Source organism: Haloarcula ordinaria (assembly GCF_029338275.1).
GTDB lineage: Archaea > Halobacteriota > Halobacteria > Halobacteriales > Haloarculaceae > Haloarcula > Haloarcula ordinaria.
In genome coordinates, this window is the sequence record NZ_CP119790.1 from 1 (window position 1) to 23,124 (window position 23,124).

A 23,124-nucleotide genomic window follows, 5' to 3' on the forward strand; every position below is an offset into this window, starting at 1 on the left:
AGCAAGCATGCCACGGCGAGGAGTAACAGTGGACTGATTGCCGAGAGGACTGCGAGGTGGGTGAGAGGCCTGGCGGAACAGCTGTCACCGGCGTCGTGAAGTAAATGTAACCGACGAGCGCCACGATTCCGGGTATGCCCAGGAGTAGGGCCACACCGAACCGCTTGCCGAAGGACCGACCGTTCGCAGTCGGGGACATGGCTGAATCGACTCCCGATGGAGAGAAAGGCATTGTGGACCTGTCGTCTTCGGCCATCATTTGGCCTCCGAGCTGTGACCGCGAGTCGCTATCGGTGCTGCGCTGTCTCGTCATCGTACCCGAGCCGACCGCGCGTGGCGACGAGCAGCACGGCGACAAGCAGCCAGATCGCGACCGTCGTGACTACGAGAATCGTCGTGGAGTCGCCGGTGCTGATGACGTCGAGGGGAAGCGGGACGAGCGTACTGTTTGCCGTGTTGAACCCGGTGTGCGCGAGGATAGCGAGCAGAACGCTCCCGGTCTCGTTGTAGATCCACGTCAAGACGAAGGCGACTCCGACGATGTTCAGGAGGCGGACGGCTGTGGTCAGCGCGAGCAACGAACGACGCCAGCCCGTGGAACTCGGTGCTGCCAGTCGCCAGCAGCGGGAGGTGCCAGAGCGCCCAGACCACGCCGAGGATGAGCGTCGCTGGCACGGGGGCGAACCGTTCCTGGAGCTTCGGAAGTGCGAGTCCTCGCCAACCGGGTTCTTCGTTCCCGCCACCGACGAGCGCGATACCGACGAACGAGACGAGCACGAGCGAGACGCGCCCGGGAAGCAGTCCCGGGTCGACGGACGTGCCCGCGACGGTGAGGCCGATACTCGTGAGTGTGATGAGCAGCAGCGGGATACCGAACGCGGCGACGTACCACCGGGCGCGACGCGCCAGTCGACGATCTGGCGTGCCCACGCCCGGACCGAATCACTCCCGAGCCACGTGACGAGGAGGGCCGCGAGGAACGGGCCGAAGCCCCCGACGACGAACCCGAGCGTTCCCAGCGGTTCGGGCATCGCAAGGATTGGCCCGAGCCACGCCACCCAGGAGATGGCATAGGCGATGACGAAAAACGCCACGACTGGGTTCGCATCGACACGCTCGCGAATCTGCTGTCTCATGGTGTGATACTCCGACGGCCGATTGGTGGTGGGACAATCATCTGTCTCGATTATTGTTACAGCGGCAGGATACCGAGCAGTGACAACTGCCAGGCGAACAGGATCGCGAGGAGCGTCACCACCGCGTAGTGGAGTCGAACCCAGCGAGTCCAGTACGCGTCGCGCCATGCGAACCCGGTCGCGACGACAGAGCCGACCGTCCCGGCGAGGGCGACGTACCGCAGACCCTTCCCGGTCTGGAGTGTCAGCGACGGCGAAGCAGCCTCCGCGTTGAAGTTGATCCAGGCGAGCAGGAATATCACCAGCACTGCCAACCAGAGAGCACTCACCAGGCCGAGTAACGTTCGAGCCGCACGTTCGGGGCCGCTGAGTGGGTCCCGACCTCGGACTCGTCGCCACACGAACCCGCCGAGCCACAGGGCCAGGACGGAGACGAACGCCACGACGCCCGCGCCGAGGATTCCCTGGAGGACTGTCAACGATTCGTACCACGGAACGCGCTCGTACGTCGCGGGCCCGAAGTGTCCGCGGAACAGGTGCGTCGCCCGGCCGTCCTCGTCGAACCTGAAGACGAGGCGGTCGCTCCCGCCTACTTCCTCGTAGACACCGGGGCGGCGCTCGACCCACGTTCGAGTCCCCTCACCGAGCCGGGTGGTCGCCAGGTACCCCTCGTCGGTGGCGCCGACGGTGTACGTCCGGGTCATCACGCCGAGGACACGCTCCCAGGAAGACTCCGAGATAGTCAGCGACCGGTAGTCACCCGTCAGTGCCAGTGCTCGGTCGGCTGCGCCAACTGGCGGTTCGACGACGGCGGTATCCGACCGCGGGTAGTATCGGTCGGTGAACGCCTGGAGGAGTTCGAACCGCGCGGGACTCCCGCCGGGGCTGTTGTAGACGACGAACACCCCGGTGTCGCGCTCGGGGTAGAGGGCGAGCAGGCTCATGAATCGGGGCGTGTCACCCCAGTGACCGACGATGGTCTCGCCGTTACGGTCCATCTCGATGAACCCGTAGGCCATCCCGTTGAGTTCCGGGACCGCCTCGGACTTCGTGAAGTGACGCCGGTGCATCTCGCGCACGGTGTCGGCCTCGAGGATACGTTCCGAGTTGTAGGTCCCCTCGTTCAGGTGGGCGAGCAAGAAACTGCCCCATGTCGGTCGCCGTCGTGCGGAGCGAGCCGCCCTCGGGTGGAAGCGTCCAGACGACGGGGTCGTGGGCCCGGTACTCACCGTTCTGGTAGGTGTAGCCGATTGCACGCCGCGATTCCAGGCGGGCGGGTAGTGGCTGGGCGTAGGTCGAATCGTCCATCGCAAGCGGCGTGAAGATGCGCTCGTCGACCAGCTCGGTGAAGCTCGCGTCGGACTGTTCGGCGAGCGCGTGGCCCGCCAGGGCCGTCCCGTAGTTCGAGTACGCGACGAATTGTCCTGGGGGTCTGACCCGCGCTGGCTGGTGGTCCGCGAGGATTTCTTCCATGGGTCGTCTCTTACTGGGGTCATCGGTGACCATCCCCGCGAAGCTGTCCTCGAAACCCGCCGAGTGCGTCCCGAGGTGTTCGAGTGTGACGGGCTGGGCGTAAGTATCCGGGACCGTGACGGCCGAGTCGGTCAGGTAGTCGTTGACGTCGTCGTCGAGTTCCAGCCGGTCCTCCTCGACACCCTGCATCACTGCGGTCCAGGTCACGAGTTTGCCAGTCGAACCGACGCTGAAGACGGTCTCGTCGGCGTCGACGGGGCGCTGGGATTCGAGGTCCGCGTACCCGTATCCCTTCGCCAGGACCACCTCGCCGTCGCTGACGATGACGACGGCCGCGCCCGGGATATGGTACGCTTGACGATGGGCCATCGTCTCGTCGACCCACGCCTCGGTTTCCGCACGGTCGGACAGGTCGATCTGGTCGGCCTGACTCCCGAACGAACGGTCAGACTCCGCCGCCGCCGTTCCAATCGGCGTGCTCACGAGCGCGAAGATCAGGACCACGACGATGATAATGTGAACGAATCGGTGTTGCATTGGAGGGGCTCTGTGTCAGTAGTCAGTTCGAATGGGACAGTCGATGCCAGCGAATGCGGGAGTCCCCGCGGAATCGGATCTGGGAGTCCACGAATCTACACTCAGGCACTCAGGCTGGCCCCTGAATGTGGTCGGTGTACTCGCTTTTGCCGAGTAGGTAACCGCCGAAGGCGACGAGCCAGAGCATCACGGGGTAGACAATCATCCGCTCGGTCCCGCCGTGACCGATCGCCCCGAACGCCGTTGCGTTCCCGGCGTCACCGAGCGCCATCAACACGACGAAGATGAGACCGAGCCCGCCAGCGAGGACGGATAGAATCCGGATAATACCAGTGAGGCGAGTCGCACTCCCGACGGCCTGCACGTTGAAGAACACGAACGCAAGCAGTGCTGCGATGCCGTGAAGCCCTCCGGTGTCGAGCGGGAAGAGGCCCGCCCGATGGCACCGACGCCCGCGAGCGCGAAGACGGCAAGCAGCCACCGCCGCCCGTGGGTTCGGTAGAAGAAGTATCCTCCGAGGAGATTGAACACGCCGACGAGGACCAGTGAGACGTTGAACAACAGCGCCGTCTCCGGGACGACGCCGAGATCGCTGATGGCGGCCGCGCGGAAGTCGTAGCCGGGGACCATCGCCGCCGCGAGCATGATAACGGTCATGAACTGTGCGGCGAGCGTGAAGAAGAGCAGGCCGGCTATCGTCCCGTTGTCGAACTGTGTCCCTCGGAGGGCGAAGACCGGTTCGGCCGTGGATTCGAGTTCATTCACTGTCGTTCACTGCCTTATTGTTGGATTAGTAATAATATAAAGCGCTTGGCCAGTTCGCATCGGGCGAGAAATTCAAGTGAGAGCGGCGGGACTTTGGTCATCAGGGACGTGTTCCGAACTCCGTGACGCAATCGGTCATCGGGTATCTCGTAACATTCGATTGACCGGTCTATCTGAACGGTGCCATCGCTATCCTGTCGGGATTTTAATACAGCCATCTGACAAAGTGACTCGTATGTCTGAGTCAGCTACTATCGACGCAGAAACTACAGACTGGTTAACTCTTGACGAGGATGAAGAGATCGTCTGGTCTGGGAAACCCCACGAGAGTAGCTTGATCCCAGCGCTCGTCGTCGGAGTGCCGCTCTCTATCGTCCTCATTGGGTTATTCATCATCGCTGGGTCCTATCTACAGCGCGAGAATACGCAGTACGTTGTGACGACCGATGGGCTGTACAAGAAGACGGGAGTCCTCTCACGTGACGTCCAGCGCATCGATTTCGGAAAGGTCCAGAACACCTCCTACAGCCAGGGATTCTTCGGCTCTCGATTCGGCTACGGGAACGTCGATATCTCGACTGCAGGCGGCTCTGGGATCGAGATGCAGTTCCGGTCAGTCCCCGAACCGAGAGAGGTTCAGGAACTCGTCAACAAACGTGTGAAGGGCAGCCGTGGTGAACCGACGACGGAATCGGGAGAAACTAAGCGCGACGTACTTGACGAGATCCTCATCGAACTCAGGGAGATTCGCGCTACGCTCGAAGCACAACAGGAGACTACAGGAAACACATCGGCCACGACGTCCAACATCGGCAATGGGGCGGACGAACAATCGACTGGTGAGGACGATGCCACCCATAATCAGCTCGGAACAGCAACCAGAGTGGCGAAAACGCGACTCCCGACCAAGAGTCGGATGATGAACGGTAGCCACCATGACGGAGTCAATTGACCCGGCAATTCCGCTCGGCACCACTGAATCGGTCGAGTGGTCCGGCCGCCCGCGGATCACAACCATCCTTCCAGCAGTCGTGATCGGCGTTCTCCTCCTCGTCTTCGGGATCGTGGTCAGTGTTTCTGGAGAAAGCCTGATGTTTCTCGCAATTGTTCCACTCGGAGTGGCCATCCCGCTCTGGAAGTATATTGCGCTCCAAGGCGTGCAGTACGTGATAACGGACGAAGCACTCTACGTGAAACGCGGTGTGTTGACCCGGTCTGTCACACAGGCAAACCTCGAAACCGTCCAGAACAGTTCCTTTGGGCAGGACATCACGGGATCAATCTTCGGATACGGTTCAGTCACGTTCGAAATTGCTGGTGGGGACGATCTCTCATTCCGGGCGATCGAAGACCCTCGTGCAATCCGGGCACTCGTCGATCGAGCAGCATCGAACGGCGATGGTCTCGGTGGGGGTAGATGGGAGGAATCTGCTATCCCTGGAGACCTGACACAGTGGCAGCAAATTCGAGACGAGATACGAGCGATCCGCAGCACTTTTGAAAGATAATCGTTTAGGGACAGCCAAGGGTTGGATGTGGGTACTCTGGGATAACAGGGTCGTTGGCTCAGCGAATTTCTCTTGGCTATTTTCGTGGTCTTCGGAATCCCGATTGCTATCTTAACTGTAGGACGAATATTCGAGAAATTCTTCTCTGAAAGAAGTTCCACATAATGTGGCCAATCGGAATCGTGAGTTCATCGGTCAACACGTAGCCGCAAGCGAGCATGAGCGCGACGACGCAAACGCTCCCGATCAGTACCACTAACTGTGCGACGAGGAATGCGATATTGAGAACGGCGAAAAGCGCTCGGTCGGGCGACAGTTCCGCCGTGACCAATACGAGCAGCGGTTCGACTGAGAAACTCCGAACCAGGACGATGAGAAACTGTGCAAGGAGACCGAGGACCAGGAGCAGAACCAGCCACTCGAGCAGCCGCTACGGGAGCCGGCGACGGTCCGTTTGTCCGTTCCGGACGCGGTTCTCGAGGCGAGTGAGCATAGGTTCTCGGGACACTATTCACCGGGACGTTTCAAGAATCGTGTGGAATTTCTCATAGCCTGGAATGGGACGCGTTGACCGCTTAGATGACCCTGGGCAACACGAGAATCATGAGGACGTTGATGACGCCGTGAGAGATCATACAGGCCACTACATTCCGTGACCAGACGTAGACACCCACGAGGACGAGGGTAAACACCGCTTGTGGAACTGCTCCGACGATGCCCCAGGCGGGAAAGTGAACGGCGAGGAAGACGACGCCACTGACGCCCGCGCCGACCCACACGCTCCCCGTCAACTCGGTCAACCGTTCGATAGGATAACCTCGCCAGAGTATCTCTTCAGTGACGACAGCCGTCACGACGATACCGAACTGTACTGGCACAGAGAGTCGACCGAGCGCCGACAGCGTCTCCGGTTGTTCGAGCTGGAACGTAGCGACGGCGACTCCGATCGCGACGACACCGAGGACGACAGCACGAGTCCGGCGCCGACGCCGACAGTGGCCTCCCTACGACTCGGAATCCGAAGCCCGAAAGATGTCAGCGGTCGTCGTTCCCAGTACACGACGATTGCCACGAGGACACCGACCACCACCCAGGTGACGACCGAGTTCGCGAGAAACGACCGCGTCGCAGACGTCGACCAAGCGTGGGATATCTATCTGGCCGAGGAGTGGCACCCCGAACAGCGAGAGGAGTAACCCAGTCGCGACTGGGACGGGCCGGTCACGATGTGAAGCCCGCCGGCTCTCTCTGGTCCTGGAGGGCATACGAACGACAGTACGGTGAACTACCATTTAGTCGTTCGACTGCTCCCGTGTACCGATGTCAGCGAGCCCATAGGGTCGTCGCTCACAGGACGAGCAGATTGTTCGTCGTTCAGTATTTTTCGGACCGTATCACCCCGTATGAGAACTGACGACCCGTAGACGTGACCTCTCTCTATTCGTTTCGGGCATCTCAACCGGTTTGGTCGTGGCCGCATTCCGAGGCCGATCGGTGACGACCGTCCTCATTCCAGACAGTCTGCAAACTAAATGACTCTCCAGACGGAACCTGCGAACCGGACCGTCCCTGCCTGACCAGAGCGTACCCCACGAAAGCCGTCAGTCATCAGGCAACTATTTCGCCAACCGTCACATACAGTGACAGATGGCACGCGACGTATCGTTTGAATCTGAGGGCGCGGGCTGGTGCCTGGTTCTACTCGCCCGACCCGTCGCCACCGTGGCCACTGGTCGTCATGGCTCACGGGTTCTCCGCTACTAAACAGATGGTCGCCGACAGATATGCCGAGGTGTTCACCAAGGCGGGCGTGGCAGTGCTGCTATACGACCATCGGGGATTCGGGGAGAGCGGTGGCGAACCGCGACAACAGGTCAACCCCTGGGCTCAGGCACGCGGATATCGTGACGCGATTGCGTTTGCGACAACCCACGAGAACGTCGATTCCGCTCGCATTGCCGTGTGGGGTGATAGTTACAGTAGTGGCGCTGCACTGGTCGTGACCGCGCTGGATACCCGTGTCGCGGCGCTGGTCGTCCAGGTGCCAGCGCTCGGAGCGGAGGTACCGTCGAACGATCTCGATGGCTCCGCTCGAGAAGCGATGAAACAGATGGTCCACACCGGGTCGGTTAAACCGGCCCCCGACGAGGTTCACGGTCCGATACCTGTCGTCTGGGACGACCAGGACCAGCGTCCATCAGCGTTGAAACCCGAGACGGCGTTCCGATGGTTCAACGGCTACGGAACTCGCTCGGACACCAACTAGACGAATGAGGTCACCATCGTCCGGCCGAAAGGCCCACCGTGGCAGCCTGGACTATGCGCGGCGGACGTTATCTGTCCGGCCCTGTTCGTGGTGTCGCCTGACGACGAGATGCCGCGCTCGGCACCTACTGTGGCACGCGACGCTTACGAGCGCCTGTCAGGGCCAAAGGAGCGGATGGAGATTCCGGGCGGTCACTTCGGGCTGTTGTATTACCCGAGTGAGACCTTCGACCGGGCGTCGTCTGCTCAGTCGCGATTCCTCGTGAAGCGGTTACGTTCAGAAAGCGACTGAACGGAGACCACCATTGCAAATAGCAGTAGAATACGGGGACACGACTCGCGTCGAAAGTACGGGGATAGTCGTAGATAGCTGTGCCGCATGACTCAAAACGGTAGACGATGAGCTCGCGGTCTCCGTGACGGGAGCGGGTGGATACTTTCTCGGCCGCATCGCTCAGACTGGGGCCAACGTCCACCTGATAGCCGGGGGTGGTCACGTCGGCACGCTCTGCAGGATTGCTTTCGGTATTTTGCCGTGGGTGTGGCTGCGTCCGATAACTACTGCCACTATCACAAGGGTGCTCTGTATCACCCACACTGGTACTGACGGGTGATGAGAAGTGGGAACGTCACTGCTGACTCACCGCTGGAGTCGGATAAAGAACTGCGACTACCCATAGTGGTGGAAGCACGTACCTCGACGCTAGTCCTGCTTCGTTTCGAGTTCTTCGACCGTAATGAGAGCGGATATCGGTAGACACAGAACGGTTAGCCCGAGATAATCGGCCGAAGCAGACCGGCCGAAAGATAGGCGATACCGAGCCAAAAGAATCTTACCGAATGCGATATTTTTCTGCCATTGCCCGAAGCAGGTGAGCTGCTAGCATGGCTAAGTTAGGACTGCAAGTAAACGCCGCCGGTCTTCTCATCAGTATCGCAGGCACCCTGCTACTGTTCCTACATACGACCAACCGGTACCACTCAGCCATTCAGGATATCGAGTCGATAGCTGTCGCATACCTCGGTCTGATTATCCTTGGGATGTCGGTTTCAGTTACGGGGGTCGCTCTCTTGGTGAGGACGAATCACGAGTGAGCTAACTCCCGTGAACCTCCCGACCAGGCCGTGCGTCTCCCATCCCGATGCCAGTACCGCGAAGAAAGCAGCAACTGACGGAACACTGCGAACAACCAGCACTACCGCCCGGTAGGTGAGTTCGGACAGGTCGGTCTACACAGATGAGACAAACGTGTCAGATGGTACGTGGGTGGTTACGAGGTGTTTCACTGCTGTCAGTACGATGAGCCGGACATTGGGACGTTGTTTCGTGGAAGGAGCCCGAAAGGAGGCCTCGCGACGTCAGGACCCGCGTGTCGCGGTCCACCTTGCGCTCGCCTCGACACATTCTCGAAAGTGAGCTGCGCTACTTCTGGAGGTGCGTCTTCGTCTCCACCTGCGGGAAGAAATTGGAATCTGAGTGGGTCTCCAGTCTCTCCGAGCCGGGCCTCGAGAGTCACGATATCTCCGTTATCAGCGGTGACAAATTCACGACGAACAATGGTTTCCCCGCCATCGACTTCGGTGTCAAGTGAGGCATCGTATTGCTGTAATTTTGTGTTTACCGAGATATGCACAGGGTTATCACCGGTATTCTCCACAACCAGGGTTCCGCCTGGATACGCGGGATTTTGATTACTACCTGGAAGAATCCCTGAACAACCAGCGACCGACACACCGCCAATACAGCTGATAGTCGCGCGGATGCATTCTCTTCTCCGCATACCTATGTGTTAATACCACTACAAAAGTGTCTTTTCCAAAGGCACGGCTTCTCTATATATGAGCAAGGTGGGGGTGTCAAGACGGTTCTCCGGGGTAATTCACTGAATTCTCTCATATATTTCGCACCTCAATACCGCCAGTCGGTGGACGGGGCAACAGGGCCCCCAATTTAATAGCAACCCATTAGCTATTCTCGACGTGCGCATTCGCCCCGAGTCCCCACTGCACAGTGACACAATTGCGGTTATCGCGGGCAATCTTATTCCGATCGTCGGCGTTGTCGCTGCCGGGTGGCAGCCAGAAACCCTCCTGTTCGTGTATCTGGCAGAGCTTGCGACTATCTGCCTGTGGGCCGCTGTCCAGACACTGTTCGCCCGAAAGCGCCCGAATAATTTCCTCAGACGAGCGGTAAACGACTCCCGACGGCGATTTGAACTGCTCGGGCCACTGCAACAGAAGCGTGTTCTCGATGGATCGGTCCACTGCCGTTGCCGACGCACTACGTTCGGGTGTTCGATACGTGTGCTGGAACAGCGAAGTTACGGTGCTTATCTAGGTGGGGTACGGGTGATTTTCACTCTTGGATGTCGACTTTGACTCCCGGAATAAGTCGATATTTGGAGATCGATTTTCCAAACCAGTCTCAAATTCCCCATTCTATCTATAGAAAGGACGCACTTATAATATTATAAACATATTCGCCACTCCATATGCAGAGACAATAGAATGAAACGTATTAATTCAAAAATGAAAGTGGCGTATCTGTGTATGTCAATGGGTAGCCAATCTGTGCTATCTGGTCGTAGGATTCAGCCGGGTGATGGTCTGTCTGGTCCCTGTCGTCGTACGGTACGCCGGGCCGACTACAGTTGCTCGCCGATATCCGTGATAGCCCGTTCGCGAAGTGCTTCGACGTCCACTTTCCCTGTCCCACTCAGTTCGAGGTGTGACTCGAAGTAGATACGGCGCGGATAAGCGAATGCCGGACCGGTTGTAAGCGCGAACGTTTTGAGGTCATCGGAACTCACCGGGCCATCTCTGACGACGAACGCGACGGGAACCTCCCCTTTTTCACGATGTGGCACACTCACAACGGCGACGTCGGCGACGGCATCGTGCTTCAGCAACCGGTTTTCGACATCGGCGGGGTAGAGATTCTCTCCACCGACAACCATCATGTCGTCGAGACGGCCCACGATGTAGTGATACCCTTCCTCGTCTTTCCGAACGAGATCGCCAGTGCGGAGGAAGCGACGACCGTCTCGAGAGACGAAGCGCTCCGCGTTCGCCTCGGGCCGCTCGTAGTAGGTCCCGAGACCAGGATTCGATACCCAAAGTTCGCCAGTGTCGTTGGCTTGCACTTCGTCACCTGTATCCGGGTCGACGACTCGTGTGTCGACGTCCGGGAGCGGAGTGCCTGCACTCCCGAGTTTCCGAGCGCCCTCTCGGGGTGAATGAGTCACGACTGGTCCACCCTCCGTGAGCCCATACACTTCCAGTAGGTCCGCGTCGAAAGTCTGCTCGAAAGTAGCGACCAACGAATCCGGGACCGCAGCACTGCCGCAACTTGCCCACGACAGACTCGACATCTCCCTTGCCATGGCCATCGAACGCGGTCACCAGACGCTTGTAGATGGCCGGGACACCGGTCATATAGGTTACTTCGTGGCTGGCTATCGCCTCGATAGCCGCCTCGCTATCGAACTCGCGCAGGACGACGACACTCCCCCACAGCAGCATCGGCTTGACCACGCCGGTCATCGCATTCTTGTGGTAGAGCGGCGTCACGACGAGCCCACGGTCGGACTCGTCGAGTGAGAGGTGGTCGACGAACGCTTTCGTACACCATTCGATACCGCCGTGGGTTAGGACGACGCCTTTCGGCCGCCCCGTCGATCCGCTCGTGTACGGTTGCATCGCTGGGGTCGACGCAGCCACGTCGGCCGCAGTATGCATGTCCGTGCCCGATGCGTTCCCGTCGAGTGTTCGGACCGTGACCGGGTCCAGCGACAGCGTCGTAGTGGCAGAATGGACGGCGACCGTCTCGACAACTTCGGCCCGTGTGAGCCCCGAGGCGACATCGTCGTCGACTGTAGACTCGTCACTGACGAGGACCAGGCGCGACCCACAGTCGTCGAAGATGTAGGAAAGCTTCTCTCGGGATAGTTCGAGATTCACAGGGACCGGCACGGCCCCGATGCGAGCGACCGCAAGGGTCGCCGCGAGGTACTCGACGCCGTTCGGGTAACAGAGCGCGACTCGGTCGCCCTCGTCGACGTGGAGTGCTTCGAGATTGGTCGCGATACGAGCGACACGAGCGGACAACTCGCCGTACGTGATCGAAGTTTCGGATGCATCGTCGATGACCGCAACTCGGCTCGGGTCGACGCGTGCTGTCGCGTCGTAGACCGCGCCGAGGTTCGTCACGCCGCCTGATTCGCTCGTCATGTGTGACCCTACAGTTAGTGTGGGAAAAACCCTTCTTCGCCAATCGACGGCCGACCCGACGAGACTTCCTCCGGAGTCGATTACCTGTCGAGGAACTCTGATAATCGCTCCTTGCGTTCCGGTGTTGCCTCGATAACGTTCGCTAAGATACCCTCCAGCTCGAGTCCCTGTTGGAATTCGGTCTTTGCCGCCATCTTCGTCGACAGTTTCGCCAAGACAAGTGCGAGCTCGTCTTTCTCTGCGATCGCCTCCGCAATCTCCATCGTTCGTTCTTCCACACTATCGGGGGGATGGACTTCCTGGACGATACCGTGCGCCTTCGCCTCTTCGGCCGAGATGAATTCGCCAGTAAGTAGCATTAGCAGTGCCGTCCCGAGGTTCGTCTCGCGCGGGAGTCGCTGGGTCCCGCCTTCACCTGGGAAGCCACCGATGGAGATCTCGGGAAGCCCAGAGACGCCTCCTCGGACGCGATACGGATGTCACACGCCAGTGCTAACTCGAACCCGCCGCCGAGCGTCAATCCGTTCAGTAGTGCGATGGTCGGTTTGTCCAGCGCCTCGATTCGCTCTGGGAGGGCAAATTGGTCGAGAGTGACCGCCTCGGTGACTGTCTCTGGCAGTCTGTCTTCCAGTTCGTTGATGTCCGTGCCCGCAGAAAAGGAGTCGCCTGAGCCAGTCAGAACGAGAACGGTACCGACTCCGTCATCGAAGCGCTCGAACGCCTCGACGAGTTCCTCACGCATCGCTCCGGTAATTGCGTTTTTCTTCTCCGGACGCTGGAGCCGAACGGTGGTGACGTCGTTTTCGACGCTGAAATCGATATACTCGAATTCCGTCTCTGTACTCATGCGTACGTTGGTGGTCGGGTATGGAGAGTAAATAGCTTCCGTCGGCTGGCATCAAGGACAGCAGTCTTGAATCAGTTCAGTCCTCGAAGTTCGCGACCAGATTCTCCGCGGCGCGCAGACAGACCGCCCACATCGTCAGCGTCGGGTTAATACTCGGGCACATCGGGAACGCGGCCCCGCTGTAGACATACAGTCCCGGCGTATCGTGTACTTCGAGGTCGGCGTCGACCACGGACTGTTCCGGCTCGGTCCCCATCCGACAGCCACCAAGGTCGTGGCTGCTTCCGACACCGGTGAATGCGGGTCCACCCCACGTCTCCGTCGCACCCATCTCGTCTAAGATCTCGGTGGCCTTGCCGCGGAAGAACTCGTGGAGTTTGCGCTCGTTCTCCCGTAAGTCGTAGGTGATGCGGAGGACCGGCATCCCCTCGCCGCTCTCGTCGGTCTTCTGCGGGTCCAGTTCGATGTAGTTCGACTCGTACGGGAGATTCGTCGACTGGATCCGGACGGCACCCCAGTGATTCCATTCTTTGAGGTGGTCCTTGTACTCTTTCCCCCACGATGAGACGTCTTCGGGTAGCGTCGCCTGACTAATCTGGAGCGGGAGGAGCTGGTTCTCCGTCCCCAAGGTCGACCCGCCGACGAATCCGTGCTTGGCGGAGTCGAACGCTGCAGAGTCATAGTCGTCGAGGATGATGCCTTGAGCGGCCGGCCCGGTGTGACGATTGAACACGGTGTCAGGGAAATACCCGCTCACGTCCGAGAACATCTTGGTCATGAAATGCTTGCCCACTTGGCCGTGATTGTTCCCGAGTCCATCGGGGTGGGTCTCGTCTGTGGAGTGCAGCATGAGACGGATGTTCTCGAAGGTGTAGGAGGCGAGGATGACCGTCTTCGCGTGCTGTGTTCGGCGGTCTCCGTTCGCGTCGAGGTACTCGACACCGGTCACTTCACCGTCGTCATCAGTCAGGATTTCGACGACTCGACAGTACGTTCGGAGGTCCAGATTACCAGTCCGAAGCGCCCGTGGAATGCTGGACAAGCCCGGGTGCCACTTGGCGTCGTTGAACGACCCGAAACCACTGTTCCAGGCGCAGTACGTCGTCCCCGGGCGACCATCGTAGGGTTCGCTGTTGACGCCGACCGGGACCGGATAGGGGTTGAGATCCATGTCTTCGACGACGTCAGTGAAGATTTCGCCCTGACGGAACGGTCGAAACGGTTTGTTCGGTAATGGCTCGCTCCGTTCTACGTAGGGGTTGCTGTCGTTCCCAGAGATACCGACTTCGTGTTCCACGCGGGTGTAGTACGGTTCGAGCTCGTCGTAGCTCAGAGGCCAGTCAGCAACCGTGCAGTTGTCCGGAAGCGCGTCTTCGCTCCACTGTTCTTCGACGAACGACCGATAGCGAAAGTGGTGCGGGTGGAACCGCCGAAGCCACGCCCCGTAGTGGATGACTGACCCGCCGACGCTGTTCATCATACGGCCCAGCGAAAAGGTCGCCTCTCGCGTTTCGTCGTTTTCACTCCTGCGCCACTGTGGCGTCTCCTTGTTGAACTTCTCACCCATTCCAGCACGCCGGTAGTAGGCATGGCCGAGCTCGTCGGGGATGAAATCGTCCTTGGTACGCCACGGTCCTGCCTCCAGTGCGACGACATCGAGTCCCGCTTCTGCGAACACCGGTGCAACGAGACCACCCATCGCTCCCATCCCAACCATCACCACGTCGGCTTCGTCGGTTGGTGCTTTCGCACCCGCCTGTGGATCGAACCCGTCGATATCGGGGGGGCCACCGTCGGAACTGTTCTCAGGGTCGAAGCCAAGGTCGGCCATCGACTGATACTCACCGCCCTTGGTCACCGGTTCATCTGTAAGGTTCTCTTCGGCGGAGTTTTCGAGGTGTACGCCGGGGTGACCGAGCACTTTCCACCCCTTCTTGTCTTTGTTCCCGCCGTATGCTGGGTCGGCGAAAAGCCCCTCCTGGAGATGTTGACGGAGCAATTCGAAGAACTCCTCCTGTGGCGGCGTGTGAAAATCCGAGAGGTCACCAGTTTCGAGGCGTCCGATGAGTACGTCCTGCTCCTCCGGCGCACACTCGACGAACGGGGCGCCGTATTCTGCCTCGGCATTTCGGTCAAGTGCATCGATACCCAGTTGATACCACCGTTTCTGCTCTTCGTACTCCCCATCGAGTGCTCGATCGACGTACCGTGTGACGCCTATCTCGGTCGCACCGGGATCGTCGTCAGCTGGAAACATCCGTTCGAACAGCGCGGAGACGGTCCGAGAGCGATGTGCATTGAACGTCAATAATGTGTCTACGTCACTCATATACCCTACAACCTGAGTCTACACTGTATTAAATCGTGGTGCTGTGGCGAATCGAACCACTTCGTGGTTCGATGTGTACGTGAATTCACCAGACAATAACTGATAGTCAGTTGTGAAATCACTGATTCCGAGCGCAGTGGCCTCGATACGTTTGGAGTCCCGAAGGCCGTCAAATACGAAGAAACAGATTCGCCTATTACGAATCCTGTTGGCAGTACCACGAGTGTGGTTTTTCGGCGATTTCGTGCGGGAAGTTCGACAGTCGGACTAGCTATGGAAATTACTAACAGCCGTATCAGTGCTATTCGCGTGGCGTCGACCTCGAGCCAGAGAATATAGTAACATGCGTACGGATGTTATTTCCGTGGGCCACACAACGGGGGAACGAGACAGCGGTAAATAGATTCGGATATAGCGAATAATGAAACAGCAAGCCCCTGAAACAGAAAATTCGACCTTCTGAAGAAATTCGCAACCGACAAATCAGTAACAATTATATGGAATCGTGTGCCAGATTAGGGCAGATGACCGGAGAAACGCCACCGAGACGGACTGTGAAGGCAACAGAAACAGTCTTCGAGATTATCGAATTCTTGGACGCAGACAGCCTAAGCGGCGTCACTGATATCGCGTCGGCGCTCGACCTCGCCCCCAGTACCGTCCACAAACATCTCACGACCCTCGTCGCACAGGAGTATGTGATTAAAGAGGACAGACAGTATCGTCTGGGCTTCCGATTCTACGAGCAGGGGCAGAAAGTCCGGCGAGCGTCACCACTAGCAGATAGCGGAAGACCCGATCGAGGAACTCGCGAACACGACTGGCGAAGTCGTCTGGGTGTTCGTCGAGGAACACGGGTACGCTGTTCATCTGTTGAAAGCCGTCGGCGACCACGGTGTCCAGACTCACGGTGAGCTCGGAAAGCGGTCGCAGTTGCATCACTTGGCGTCGGGGAAAGCGATCCTCGCCCATCTCCCACAGGAACGCGTCGACGAGATACTCGATGGTGACACCCTACCAGCGAAGACAGAGAACACTGTAACCGACGTGGATGAACTGACTGAGGAGTTGGCGACTGTGCGGGAACGAGGATACGCGTTCAATACCGAGGAGACTGTCCTTGGACTTCAAACTGTCGGGGCCCCGATACTGAAAGACCGACGCGACGTCGTCGGAGCAGTGAGCGTCTGCGGGCCAGCAACGCGGATGCAGGGAGCGCGGCTGGAGTCAGACATCCCCGAAGCACTATTGAGGACGACGAACCAAATAGAACTACAGTTGTCCTACTGATAGCCAAGCGGCTCTCGTTTCTCGGGTCTATCAGCCTGCTGAGTGACCCATAGATTTATTGAAGCCGCCGCAAGTCATAGACGTGAAATACCGATGTCAGCAGAGACGCTTACCCCAGAATTAGTGAATCGAGTCGCCCGCTACACGACTGAGCGTGATATGGAGGCCGAAGATTGGGAGAAAGCCGTCGCTCTCAATGGCCTCGTAGCTACGGAGAAAGCGACGTACGTCGACGCCGCCCGGTCGCTCGTCGACCGCTCAATCGCGACCCAGACGAGTGCTGGACAGCTCACATACGGATCGCTCGACTACAAGCCGTGGATCGACCGCACAGAACTCAGGCTCGTTCAAGGGGCAGTCAGACCCTGCCGCGGTCGGACACGCAGTCCTCGATTTCTACCGTAAAACCGACGAGGCGGAGTATCGCGATGCCGCACGACGACAGTTCGAGTTCTTCGACGACGTTGAGCGAACCGAAGAAGGTGGGATTCCGCACATCCGTGAACGGACGGAACTCTGGGTCGACGCGATATACATGGTCTGTCCGTTCTTCGCTCGCTACGGTGAACTCGTAGACGAGGCGGGATTCGACGAAGCAGTCCAGCAGATTCGCCTCCAGTCGAAGTACTTGCAGGACCCCCATACTGGCCTGTTCCGCCACGCCTGGCGCGAGTGTCCCAACATGTATCCGTCCAGTACGTTCTGGTCGCGCGGCAATGGCTGGGCCGCTGCTGGGATGCTCGACACCCTCGAACTGCTGCCCGAGGACCACGAGGGGCGTGCAGACATCGAATCGGCATTCCGGGAACTCGCTGCGGCCGCATTGGAGTTACAGGACGACAGCGGGTACTGGCATCACATAATCGACGACCGGACCACTCCGTTGGAGGCGTCGGGAACACTCATGTTCAGTTACGCATTCAAGCAGGCATACGATGCTGGTGTTCTCGAAGACGAAGCGTATGCAACAGCGGCTCGCCGCGGTATCGATATCTGCTGTGGGGTAGTCGACGAAGACGGTGCCGTTCACCGTATCTCGGAACCACCAGGCGGTGAGCGAATGCCGCTGGGCGTCACCTCGTACGGTCAGGGGTGGTTCTTGCTCGCAGCGAGCCAATTCGAGGACGGGAAGCTCGCGTAGGTCACTCGCCGTATTCCGTCGCCGCTCGTAGGCAACCCGCGGGCCGCTCGCGCTCAGCTAGATTCGGACACCGCTCATCGGAAGCGGTTTTAGAAAAAATGGCGCAACTGTGACCCCGTTCGAGCATGGCCGTCGGCTCTACTCACCGATGCCGATGTTGGCACAGACGTTTTTCGATTGCGTGTAGTGCTTGACCGCCTCGGTGCTCTTCTCGCGGCCAATTCCGCTCTTTTTGAACCCACCGAACGGCGTCTCGATGCCCTCGGCGAACCACTCGTTGATGTAGACGCCTCCGGCTTCGACATCCCGAGCAAATCGATGTGCCCGGTTGAGGTCTGCGGTGAAGATGCCTGCGGTGAGTCCGAATTCAGTGTCGTTGGCCTTCTCGATGGCTTCCTGTTCGTCAGAAAACGAGATTGCAGGGAGAATCGGGCCGAATATCTCCTCTTGTGCGAGACGACTGTCGTTACTGGCACCTGCGAAGACTGTCGGACCGATAAAGTACCCCTCGCGGTCCAGTACCTCACCACCATAGAACGGTTCGCCGACCTCTTTTCTCCCCACGTCGAGATATGACTTCACCTTCTCGTACTGACCTTCGTCAATCATCGGTCCCATATCCGGATCTTCTGACCCAGGACCGACTTCGAGGGCGTCGAGTCGATCCGCCAGGTTGTCGAGGAACTCGTCGTAGATGTCCTCGTGGACGAGGAGTCGGGACCCGGCAGAACAGCACTGGCCGCTGACCATAGTGAACAAACCTGCGACAGCGTTGTCGAGCGCGAGGTCCATATCGGCGTCGGGGAAGACGACGTTCGGTCCCTTCCCACCGAGTTCGAGATTAGCGGGGGTTATCTGCTGGGCAGCCAGTTCAGCGACTTTCCGCCCAGTCTCGACGGACCCGGTGAACGTAACGCAGTCGATATTGGGGTGGCCAGCGAGTGGTGCGCCTGCTTCGGCACCGAATCCAGTAACGACGTTGAGGGCCCCGTCGGGTAGCCCCGCCTCATGGGCGATTTTGGCGATAGTGAGTGCACCAAGCGGCGTTTGTTCGGCGGGCTTGACCACGGCTGTGTTCCCCGTGGCTAGTGCGACGGCGACGCTTCGAGCGAAAATCGAGAGTGGGAAATTCCACGGGGCGATGTGCGCAGTTACTCCCAATGGTTCCCGGTAGGTGAAGTCGACGTACTCCCGTCCTCGGGGAATCTGTTCACCATGAACCTTGTCGGCGATGCCAGCGTAGAAATCGAAGGCGTCTGCACATCCTTCAGCCTCACCACGGGCTTCCGAAATCGGCTTGCCGTTCTCGAGTGTCGTCAGTTGCGCTAGCGTCTCGACGTTCGCTCGTAACGCCACCGCGATGTCTCGAAGCGTTTCGCTTCGCGCTTTTGGATTCGTACGCCTCCAGTCATCGAGAGCCGCATTTGCGGCGTCGACAGCGTACTCTATGTCGGCTTCACGTCCTCTCGCAACTTCGGCTATCACGTCAGTCGTAGCCGGGTCGTTGACGTCGAACGTCCCGTTGTTCTCGGCGTCGACGTGTTCCCCGTCGACGAACAGTTGATACTTCTCTTGTCGATCAACGGTGCTATCTGACGACATAGCGGACCCACGTCGGTCCGAATGATAAGTGTACCGTCGATGGGGGCACAGACGAGGTGTCGACCTGCTGGCTGGTGCCCTTGACCCACATTCCGTTCAGTACTCTGTTCAGGCAGGTCCGGTAGTTCAGAGTCCGGCGCACACAATGAGGGAAAAGACTATTTTGACACAATTCGAGCATTCAGTCATGCCACGAGCGCCAGATGACCTGACAGTCGTTAGTTTCGGACAAATCGCACAAGGCCCGGTCGCGACACAGATGCTCGCTGACCTCGGTGCCGAAGTCCTCAAGATAGAACGCCCCGGCGGTGAGTGGATGCGGAACTTCTCGATGGCGAACGAATATCCCGAGGGAGAGAGTCTCCATTTTCAGTTTTTCAACAGGAATAAACGCAGTATCGAACTCGATATCAAAGACGAGGAACACCGAGCGGTCCTCTACGACCTCTGTGAGGAAGCCGACGTCGTCGTCGAGAACTTCCGGCCGGGCGTCATGGACCGCCTCGGATTCGGGTACGAGGAACTCTCCGACTCGAACCCCGGCCTAATCTACGCAAGCGCATCCGGATTTGGCTCGACTGGACCGTACGTCGACCGACCTGGACAGGACCTCATCGTGCAGGGGATGAGCGGCTTGATGAGCATCACCGGTGACCGTGACGACCTGCCGACTCCGCAGGGTATCGCCATTGCCGACCTCCACTCCGCGACCTACCTCGCTTTCGGCATACTCGCCGCCCTCCACTACCGAGACCGGACCGGTGAGGGCCAACGCATCGAAGGCGATCTGTTGAGCGCGACAGTGGATCTCCAACTACAAGAGATTGGAACCTACGCGAACAGTGGCGCAGATCTCGAAAGAGGGGCACATGGGCTCGGAAACATCTATCACCCAGCACCCTACGGCGTCTACGAAACGGCTGACGGCCACCTGGTCCTCTCTCTCGTGATGCCGTCGGAGCTTGGTGAGATACTCGATATTGACGAAATAAAGGATGTCACCACCTGGGAGGAGGCGTACGACGACAGAGACCAGATAATGGCGAGTATCGGGGATGTGTTGCGAACGGACACAACTGAAGCGTGGATGGACAAGCTGCTCGAACACGACGTCTGGTGTGGTCCCGTCCAAGATATCCCGGCCGTCGTGGAGGATCCGCAGGTGGAAGAAAACGAGATGCTCCAGACCGTCGACCACCCTACTCTGGGTGAGCCGACAGTGACTGGAACGCCGATACGGATGAGTGAAACGCCGCCGGATATCCGTCGACATCCGCCGCTTGCTGGCGAACACACGGAAGAGATACTCGATGAGCTTGGCTATCCAACAGATCTCTCAGCCACAGATGACGAATAGCGACACGGAGGACTGTCCCGAAGGAGTAGTGTGAGAGAATAGATTTGATCGAGCGGGTATCGACTGTGTTGTCCGATCGCTCTCTAATCGGATGTCGTAAAATCGTCCCAGAAATCCGTCTTGTATTCGCGCGCTGAACTTTAAACTCAGTACTATGTGGGTGCAACCGTGCTTTCGTGCTTAAAAGTCCGGTTTAGAATACATATTAGGGTTGAACAATTTTCTTTGTGTCCAAATAGGGGCATATAGAGATGCAGATTTCAAAATCGATTCCGCGATACTGCTACAGATTCTCAGTCATGCTCGATTGCGCTCTAACCCGTATCCGGTTTCGAGAGATAGGATCCGATCTGAACCACTGTGCAGACAACGGCCACACCTAATCTAGCAAGCAAACGCTGGCGTCACCGCTCTCACACTCCCCCTGCTGGGTCGTCCGGAAAGAGGCTCTGCGCGATGTAGGCTGAGACGACCCAGTTCGGTTCGTCGACTACCTCGTTGATCTTCAGGTCCGCTGCGACCGAACAGAGGACGTAGGCCTCTTGTTTGGTGAGCCCGCGGCGGTCGTGGAGATGCTCGATCAGCTGACGGACAGCGTCTTTCGATGCAGCCATGAGGTCGTCCCGGATGCCCGTCGTCGCGTACATCTTCTCGTCATGGCCGGAGGGTGTGAACGGACCGTTGGTCTCGAACTGTGGCGTGTCGATGTCCAGATCCTTGCGAAGTGTGAGGCGAGTGGTGACCGTCGTCGGTGTCTCTATGGCGCTTATACAGACCTCTCCATCACCTTGTGCGGCGTGGCCGTCACCGATACTGAACAGCGCATCCGTGACAGCAACCGGCAGATAGACAACCGACCCGGCGGAGAGGTGCTTGATGTCCATGTTCCCGCCAACGGCGCGCGGTGGCCCAGTCTCGTGTGTACCCGCCTCTGCTGGGGCGACGCCGACCACCCCCGGGAACGGTGCGGTTGGTACTTCGATGCCCTGCTCGAAGTGCGCGACGTCTTCGTCCAGGTCCCAGTGGTAGAGATACGGGTCTGAGAACATCTCGGGCAGCAAGCCGACGTTGCGGTCACCCGAGCGGATCAGCGTGTATCCCCAGTCGGCGTGGTCGACGTCGAGAATCTCGACTTGGAGGACGTCCCCCGGTTCGGCACCTTCGACGGCGACCGGGCCGGTAAGATGGTGGCCGACGAACTCGATGTCTGGGAGGTCGGCAGAGTCCGTCTCCGGGGTGATATTGGGACCACTGTCGTTGAGACAGTCGAACTGGACGACCGCTCCAGATTCCACTTCGAGCGCTGGCGGAATGTCGTTGTTCCAGGACGTGTGCAACGCTGATTCGTGACTGAGTGTTCTGTCGACGTTCATCGATATGCTAGTTCTGAGTGAGGCGCTTACAACTTTGGATGGGGTGGCCCACGAAATAAGTGCAATCCTCGACATCGTTATCCGGAACTCGGCCGTAACTATACGGAGAGGCCGTCCGCTCGAACGAACGGTATCGAGAGGTCGACGTACTGTGTTAGACTCACGTTATATCTCTCGCACGCCAGTACTGTCGGGTACCGGAGGTCGCTACCCCCGCTGGAGTGGCTTGCGGACTACCACCATTCACGCTTACCCGGACGTGGATAGGATGGCAAACCGTACGGTTTTGAGGACCCACCCGTTGGCCAGTGTATGGCCTTCCATGACCTCTCTCATCCAATCGAGACCGGAATGCAGGTCTTCCCCGGTGACCCACACGTCGACGTCCACCAGGTTTCATCGCTCGCTGCGGATGGCTCCCGTGTGTCCGCCGTTAGCTGTGGGAGTCACACTGGGACCCACATCGACGCTCCGAGTCACACGGAACCAGATGGCGACTCGATCGACGAATTCAGCATCGACAGATTCGTTTTCGACGCACGCGTCGTGGACCTTCGCGACAAAGGTGACCGGGAAGCGATCGGGCCAAGTGACCTGCCACAGGATAGTGCTGTAGACCTGATTCTGCTCTGGACCGGCTGGGACCGATTTTGGGGAACGGACCGGTACCTGGATCACCCGTACCTCTCCCCCGAGGCAGCCAGGCACTGTGCATCACGGGGATGGAGCGTCGGTATCGATGCGCTGAATCCGGACCCGACGCCGACCGAGAACACGGCCGATGACGAACCAGATGGGGTCCCAGTCCATAGCGCATTGCTCGGCGACGGCCGCTTTATTATAGAAAACTTGACCAATCTGGGCAGCTTCGAACAGGGAACACTCCACGCACACCCTATGCCCATCGGGGAGGTGACGGAGCACCGGTCCGTGCTGTCGCTGAGACCATCGACCCTTGATACCACTTGATTTGAGTTTTTGACGCTTGTTGCTAGAAAGCGACTCACGCTCAGTGGAATCCATGGGCTATCTGTTTGTGGTCTGCGATCGACTGACAGCGAGGGAAGCGACAACCCCGGCGAGCGCACGGATAAGGGAGTAGTCACAGGCTCGGCACCGATACGCGATGGCGATTGTACTGGAAGACGCCTTACTCATCGCCAGTCTCCAAGAGTAGTCGAAGATAATCAGCCGCCGCGTCGGCCACAGTCTCGCCGTAGCCTTCGACGAGAACACCAGTCTGGGTTGCCAGCCAGCCCCGTTCGCTCTCC

Annotated in this window: 17 protein-coding genes and 5 pseudogenes; 10 read left to right on the top strand and 12 right to left on the bottom strand. The window is 58.9% G+C overall.

Going from position 1 to position 23,124, the window contains the following annotated elements:
• Window positions 1-287 precede the first annotated feature (287 nt).
• The 5 genes and pseudogenes from P1L41_RS16840 to P1L41_RS16860 all read right to left on the bottom strand — a co-directional run bounded on the left by P1L41_RS16840 (window position 288) and on the right by P1L41_RS16860 (window position 3,911).
• Complete coding sequence (locus P1L41_RS16840) at window positions 288-578, bottom strand: CPBP family glutamic-type intramembrane protease (protein ID WP_276298628.1); 291 nt, start codon at window positions 576-578, stop codon at window positions 288-290.
• A gap of 91 nt (window positions 579-669) precedes the next feature.
• Window positions 670-930: pseudogene (locus P1L41_RS18665) on the bottom strand (hypothetical protein); the annotation flags it as partial.
• A 1,193-nt stretch (window positions 931-2,123) separates the two neighbouring features.
• On the bottom strand, window positions 2,124-3,146 hold the full coding sequence (locus tag P1L41_RS16850) for a serine hydrolase domain-containing protein (protein WP_276298630.1): 1,023 nt from the start codon (window positions 3,144-3,146) through the stop codon (window positions 2,124-2,126).
• Between the two features lie 109 nt (window positions 3,147-3,255).
• On the bottom strand, window positions 3,256-3,417 hold the full coding sequence (locus P1L41_RS16855) for a hypothetical protein (protein WP_276298631.1): 162 nt from the start codon (window positions 3,415-3,417) through the stop codon (window positions 3,256-3,258).
• Window positions 3,417-3,911: a DUF998 domain-containing protein gene (locus tag P1L41_RS16860; RefSeq protein WP_276298632.1), complete on the bottom strand. Its 495-nt coding sequence runs from the start codon at window positions 3,909-3,911 to the stop codon at window positions 3,417-3,419. The genes P1L41_RS16855 and P1L41_RS16860 overlap by 1 nt, the downstream gene beginning before the upstream one ends.
• 235 nt (window positions 3,912-4,146) lie before the next feature.
• Here P1L41_RS16860 and P1L41_RS16865 point away from each other — a divergent pair, with 235 nt between their 5' ends.
• Both P1L41_RS16865 and P1L41_RS16870 read left to right on the top strand, forming a co-directional pair.
• Entirely contained in the window at window positions 4,147-4,863 is a 717-nt protein-coding gene (locus tag P1L41_RS16865; protein WP_336400025.1) for a PH domain-containing protein, read from the top strand.
• On the top strand, window positions 4,847-5,419 hold the full coding sequence (locus tag P1L41_RS16870) for a PH domain-containing protein (protein ID WP_276298597.1): 573 nt from the start codon (window positions 4,847-4,849) through the stop codon (window positions 5,417-5,419). Before P1L41_RS16865 ends, P1L41_RS16870 begins: the two co-directional genes overlap by 17 nt.
• A gap of 575 nt (window positions 5,420-5,994) precedes the next feature.
• Here P1L41_RS16870 and P1L41_RS16875 read toward each other — a convergent pair.
• Complete coding sequence (locus P1L41_RS16875) at window positions 5,995-6,297, bottom strand: CPBP family intramembrane glutamic endopeptidase (protein WP_276298633.1); 303 nt, start codon at window positions 6,295-6,297, stop codon at window positions 5,995-5,997.
• Between the two features lie 788 nt (window positions 6,298-7,085).
• On the opposite strand from P1L41_RS16875, the gene P1L41_RS16880 reads away from it, so the two are divergent.
• Both P1L41_RS16880 and P1L41_RS18670 read left to right on the top strand, forming a co-directional pair.
• Window positions 7,086-7,685 carry an alpha/beta hydrolase gene (locus P1L41_RS16880; protein WP_276298634.1) on the top strand — a complete coding sequence of 200 codons (600 nt, stop codon included), beginning with the start codon at window positions 7,086-7,088 and terminating at the stop codon, window positions 7,683-7,685.
• Between the two features lie 1,979 nt (window positions 7,686-9,664).
• Entirely contained in the window at window positions 9,665-10,063 is a 399-nt protein-coding gene (locus tag P1L41_RS18670) for a DUF6498-containing protein (RefSeq protein WP_379789198.1), read from the top strand.
• Window positions 10,064-10,329: 266 nt separating this feature from the next.
• Here P1L41_RS18670 and P1L41_RS16885 read toward each other — a convergent pair whose 3' ends face one another.
• From P1L41_RS16885 to P1L41_RS16905, 4 genes and pseudogenes are all read right to left on the bottom strand, one after another.
• Window positions 10,330-10,662 carry an AMP-binding enzyme gene (locus P1L41_RS16885; RefSeq protein WP_276298635.1) on the bottom strand — a complete coding sequence of 111 codons (333 nt, stop codon included), beginning with the start codon at window positions 10,660-10,662 and terminating at the stop codon, window positions 10,330-10,332.
• A gap of 165 nt (window positions 10,663-10,827) precedes the next feature.
• Window positions 10,828-11,914, bottom strand: a pseudogene (locus P1L41_RS16890) (class I adenylate-forming enzyme family protein); the annotation flags it as partial.
• 80 nt (window positions 11,915-11,994) lie between these two features.
• Window positions 11,995-12,761 (bottom strand): annotated as a pseudogene (locus P1L41_RS18675) (enoyl-CoA hydratase/isomerase family protein).
• Between the two features lie 76 nt (window positions 12,762-12,837).
• Complete coding sequence (locus P1L41_RS16905) at window positions 12,838-15,090, bottom strand: GMC family oxidoreductase (RefSeq protein WP_276298602.1); 2,253 nt, start codon at window positions 15,088-15,090, stop codon at window positions 12,838-12,840.
• Between the two features lie 524 nt (window positions 15,091-15,614).
• Between P1L41_RS16905 and P1L41_RS18680 the strand changes: the two are divergent.
• The 4 genes and pseudogenes from P1L41_RS18680 to P1L41_RS16920 form a co-directional block, all read left to right on the top strand.
• Window positions 15,615-15,785, top strand: a pseudogene (locus P1L41_RS18680) (helix-turn-helix domain-containing protein); the annotation flags it as partial.
• A gap of 88 nt (window positions 15,786-15,873) precedes the next feature.
• Window positions 15,874-16,380, top strand: coding sequence for an IclR family transcriptional regulator (locus tag P1L41_RS16910; RefSeq protein WP_419181093.1), 507 nt, complete (start codon window positions 15,874-15,876; stop codon window positions 16,378-16,380).
• Between the two features lie 159 nt (window positions 16,381-16,539).
• Window positions 16,540-16,785: a hypothetical protein gene (locus tag P1L41_RS16915; RefSeq protein WP_276298775.1), complete on the top strand. Its 246-nt coding sequence runs from the start codon at window positions 16,540-16,542 to the stop codon at window positions 16,783-16,785.
• A gap of 4 nt (window positions 16,786-16,789) precedes the next feature.
• Window positions 16,790-17,521 (top strand): annotated as a pseudogene (locus P1L41_RS16920) (glycoside hydrolase family 88 protein); the annotation flags it as partial.
• A 138-nt stretch (window positions 17,522-17,659) separates the two neighbouring features.
• On the opposite strand, the gene P1L41_RS16925 reads toward P1L41_RS16920, so the two are convergent.
• Window positions 17,660-19,123: an aldehyde dehydrogenase family protein gene (locus tag P1L41_RS16925; RefSeq protein ID WP_276298605.1), complete on the bottom strand. Its 1,464-nt coding sequence runs from the start codon at window positions 19,121-19,123 to the stop codon at window positions 17,660-17,662.
• Between the two features lie 145 nt (window positions 19,124-19,268).
• Here P1L41_RS16925 and P1L41_RS16930 point away from each other — a divergent pair, with 145 nt between their 5' ends.
• Window positions 19,269-20,480 carry a CaiB/BaiF CoA transferase family protein gene (locus tag P1L41_RS16930; RefSeq protein ID WP_276298639.1) on the top strand — a complete coding sequence of 404 codons (1,212 nt, stop codon included), beginning with the start codon at window positions 19,269-19,271 and terminating at the stop codon, window positions 20,478-20,480.
• Between the two features lie 413 nt (window positions 20,481-20,893).
• Here the strand turns inward: P1L41_RS16930 and P1L41_RS16935 are convergent, their stop codons facing one another.
• Window positions 20,894-21,853: an acetamidase/formamidase family protein gene (locus P1L41_RS16935; RefSeq protein WP_276298607.1), complete on the bottom strand. Its 960-nt coding sequence runs from the start codon at window positions 21,851-21,853 to the stop codon at window positions 20,894-20,896.
• 312 nt (window positions 21,854-22,165) lie between these two features.
• On the opposite strand from P1L41_RS16935, the gene P1L41_RS16940 reads away from it, so the two are divergent.
• Window positions 22,166-22,822, top strand: a complete 657-nt coding sequence (locus P1L41_RS16940; RefSeq protein WP_336400029.1) for a cyclase family protein — start codon at window positions 22,166-22,168, stop codon at window positions 22,820-22,822.
• The last annotated feature ends 302 nt before the right edge of the window (window positions 22,823-23,124 follow it).